Origin of the sequence: Pseudomonas sp. zjy_15 (assembly GCF_043101865.1) — a bacterium.
Lineage (GTDB): Bacteria > Pseudomonadota > Gammaproteobacteria > Pseudomonadales > Pseudomonadaceae > Aquipseudomonas > Aquipseudomonas putida_Y.
Window position 1 is genome coordinate 1 of record NZ_JBICII010000086.1, and the last position, 3,113, is coordinate 3,113.

General features: G+C 65.1%; 4 protein-coding genes. 3 read left to right on the forward strand and 1 reads right to left on the reverse strand.

Annotated elements, in window-relative coordinates; all coding sequences use genetic code 11:
• The first annotated feature begins 147 nt into the window (after window positions 1–147).
• Complete coding sequence (locus ACF8EF_RS15695; RefSeq protein WP_176682798.1) at window positions 148–1,074, forward strand: alpha/beta hydrolase; 927 nt, start codon at window positions 148–150, stop codon at window positions 1,072–1,074.
• On the opposite strand, the gene ACF8EF_RS15700 is transcribed toward ACF8EF_RS15695, so the two are convergent.
• The gene (locus tag ACF8EF_RS15700) at window positions 1,075–1,827 is read right to left on the reverse strand and encodes a DUF2059 domain-containing protein (protein ID WP_176682797.1); all 753 of its coding nucleotides are present in this window, start codon (window positions 1,825–1,827) and stop codon (window positions 1,075–1,077) included.
• A 113-nt stretch (window positions 1,828–1,940) separates the two neighbouring features.
• Here ACF8EF_RS15700 and ACF8EF_RS15705 point away from each other — a divergent pair, with 113 nt between their 5' ends.
• Window positions 1,941–2,573 carry a 2OG-Fe(II) oxygenase gene (locus ACF8EF_RS15705; RefSeq protein WP_392461551.1) on the forward strand — a complete coding sequence of 211 codons (633 nt, stop codon included), beginning with the start codon at window positions 1,941–1,943 and terminating at the stop codon, window positions 2,571–2,573.
• Window positions 2,560–3,063 carry a DUF523 domain-containing protein gene (locus tag ACF8EF_RS15710; protein WP_392461549.1) on the forward strand — a complete coding sequence of 168 codons (504 nt, stop codon included), beginning with the start codon at window positions 2,560–2,562 and terminating at the stop codon, window positions 3,061–3,063. Before ACF8EF_RS15705 ends, ACF8EF_RS15710 begins: the two co-directional genes overlap by 14 nt.
• Window positions 3,064–3,113: the final 50 nt, after the last annotated feature.

Here is a 3,113-nt window from a genome sequence, read left to right on the forward strand (position 1 = left end):
GCTGGGGCCGCTTTGCGGCCCTTTCGCGACACAAGGCCGCTCCCACAATTAGTTCGATGCTGGTTGTTCGAGGCGAGCAAGCTTGCCATGGCGCCGGCCAGAGCTGAAGATTCCAGATCAATACTTGCATCAATGTGGATGTACCCGATGCCCCCTGCCTTTCACCCCGACCGCCTGCGCACCAGCCTGGCGCCCTTCACCACTCGCCAGCCACTGTCGGCACAAGCGCAGGACTACCAGCGCTTCTATGGCCTGAACCTGCCGGCACACAGCTGGCTAGGCAGCTTCCAGGCGGCGGGGTTCGACCTGGTCGGGCAGGCCTGGCTACCCGAGCAGCCAAGCGCGACGCTGTTCCTGCTGCACGGCTATTACGACCACATGGGGCTGTACCAGCATGTGATTGCGTGGGCACTCAAGCAAGGTTTTGCGGTGATCAGTTGCGACCTGCCCGGCCACGGCCTGTCCAGCGGCGAGCGGGCCAGCATCACTGACTTCGCGGTGTACCAGCAGGTGCTGGAGGCCTTGTTCGAACAGGTGCACACGCTGCAACTGCCGCACCCGTGGCACCTTTGTGGGCAGAGCACGGGGGGGGCGATTGCCGTGGACCATCTGCTGCACCATGGCGCACGCAGCCCCATCGATGGCCAGGTCATCCTGCTGGCCCCGCTGGTGCGGCCATGTTCCTGGCGCTGGTCGAAGTTCAGTTATTGCGTGCTGCGCCACTTCGTCAATGGCATCGAACGGCGCTTCAGTGAGAACACCAACGACCCGGCCTTCCTGCCGTTCCTGGAGGCCGACCCGCTGCAACCGCGTCGCCTGCCAACGGCCTGGGTGGGCGCACTGATCGCCTGGGTCAAACGCATCGAGGCCGCGCCGCGCAGTGCGCGGCGGCCATTGATCGTACAGGGGGAGGCGGATGGTACGGTGGACTGGCCCTACAACCTTGAAGTGCTCAAGGCCAAGTTTGCCGAGCCGCAGATCCTGATGCTGCCCGAGGCCCGTCACCACCTGGCCAACGAATTGCCGGGCATCCGCCAGCGCTATTTCGACTTCATCGATCAGCGTCTGGGCTGATCACTTCAGGTCGTCGGCGCTCTGGCCAACCGCCAGGCCGGCGCGCACAGCGGCCAGGGCCGCCTGGTAGTAAGCCTTGCCCTCGGGCGACTCGGCAAAGGTGGCGAACGCTTCCAGCTCGGCATCGGACAGGTCACGGTAGACGTACAGCAGGGTGTTGTTCAGGTCTTCGCCAATCTGCCCCATCAGTCGCTGGCGCTGGCCATCCAGCAGGCTCTGTGCCTGGCCGCCGCCGAACAGGCCGGGGATCATCGAGCTGAGGCTGTCGGCGGCTACACCGGCGATGGCAAGGCTGACTTCGGCGCCGGCCTCTCGTGCAGGCAGGGCTTGGGCCAGATGGCCGATGACCAGCAGACGATCGTCGCTGGCCTGGATCTTGGGCAGGCCTTTGGCGTTCTTCGCCAGTTCGTCCTTGCGGGTGGCCCTGAGCTCGGCCGCCACCACTTTGCGCCCCAGCGGTGACTGGAAGAAGGCCAGGGCCGGTGCCGGGTTGGCCAGGGTGGCGCGCAGCTTGGTCTGGGCGCGACGGTCCATCGCCTGGGCCTGGAAGCGCTGGTTGCTGTTGTTGACCAGCGCCTGGTAAACGGCGGGTGGCAAACTGTTGCGGTAGCGCTCCTGGGCGGCGGTCAGAGCATCGTTGAAGTGGGCGCGCTGGTCGGGCCAGCCGGCAGCCTTGTACAGTTGATCCAGGTTGTCTGCCCAGACAGGCATGGTGCAGATCATCAGCAGAATCAGGGAAAACAGACGGCGCATTCAGGACTCCTGTCGGCAGGGGCCTATTGTCCTTGGCCCGGCGCCGGTTTGTCGAGATATCCGCGTGTTTCTCGGCCAAGTGGCGCTGTGCGGCGACAGGGCGAATGGATATGATGCGCGCCATGCACATCTTCCCTGAATACCCGATGCTTGCGGCCGTCGTCGACGATCTGGCCACCCATGGCTGGTCCCAGCAGGCGCACTTTCTGCCTGCCGACCTGGTGCGCGCACTGGCAGCCGAGTGCCGGCGCCGTGATGCCGAAGGCGAACTCAACCCCGCAGGGGTTGGGCGGGGTGCTACCCAGGAGGTGCGCGAAGCCATTCGCGGTGACCAGATCCAGTGGATCGACCCGGGGCAGGCCGAGGCCTGCGACCAGTACCTGGCGGCGATGGATCAGTTGCGCCTGGCGATCAACCAAGGCCTGTTCCTGGGCCTGGAAGACTTCGAATGCCACTTTGCCCTGTACCCACCGGGGGCGTTCTATCGCCGGCACCTGGACCGCTTCCGCGACGATGACCGGCGTATGGTCTCGGCGGTGCTTTACCTCAATGAAGGCTGGCAACCGCATGACGGTGGCCAGTTGCGCATGTTTCTGGCCAACGGTGTCGAGCACGATGTCGAGCCAGTGGCCGCTTGCCTGGTGGTTTTCCTGTCGGGCGAAGTGCCTCACGAAGTATTGCCGGCCGGGCGCGAGCGGCTGTCGTTGACCGGCTGGTTCAGGAGGCGTGGCAATGACCTTTTCTGATATGCCCAAGGTGTTGGTGAGCGCCTGCCTGTTGGGGCAGCCAGTACGCTATGACGGCCGTGCCAGCGGCCATCCCGATTTGTTGCAGCAGTGGCAGGCTGAAGGGCGCGTCGTGCCGTTGTGCCCGGAGGTGGCCGGCGGCTTGCCGACACCGCGGCCGCCAGCGGAGATACCCGGAGGGCAGGGCCGCGCTGTGCTCGATGGTGACACGCAGGTGCTGACGGTAACGGGTGAAGATGTCAGTGCCGAGTTTCTGGCCGGTGCGCAGTTGGCGCTGGAACTGGTGCGCCGGCATGGCATCCGCGTAGCGGTGCTGAAGTCTGGTAGCCCTTCGTGTGGCAACCGGTTGACCTATGATGGCACCTTCAGTGGTGTGAAAGTGGCGGGGGAAGGGGTAACCACCGCGTTGCTGCGGCGGGCGGGGGTGCAGGTGTTCAGCGAGCTGGAGCTCGACCAGGTGCAGCGGGCTTTGGCTGATACATCTGTTTGAACCTGTGCCGGCCCTTTCGCGGGTGAACCCGCTCCTACCACGGTGGTGGA

Bases quoted from the DNA above. Each gene is read 5' to 3' on its own strand.
- ACF8EF_RS15700 (WP_176682797.1), bottom strand. From the start codon at position 1,827: ATGCGCCGTCTGTTTTCCCTGATTCTGCTGATGATCTGCACCATGCCT.
- ACF8EF_RS15705 (WP_392461551.1), top strand. From the start codon at position 1,941: ATGCGCGCCATGCACATCTTCCCTGAATACCCGATGCTTGCGGCCGTC.
- ACF8EF_RS15695 (WP_176682798.1), top strand. From the start codon at position 148: ATGCCCCCTGCCTTTCACCCCGACCGCCTGCGCACCAGCCTGGCGCCC.
- ACF8EF_RS15710 (WP_392461549.1), top strand. From the start codon at position 2,560: ATGACCTTTTCTGATATGCCCAAGGTGTTGGTGAGCGCCTGCCTGTTG.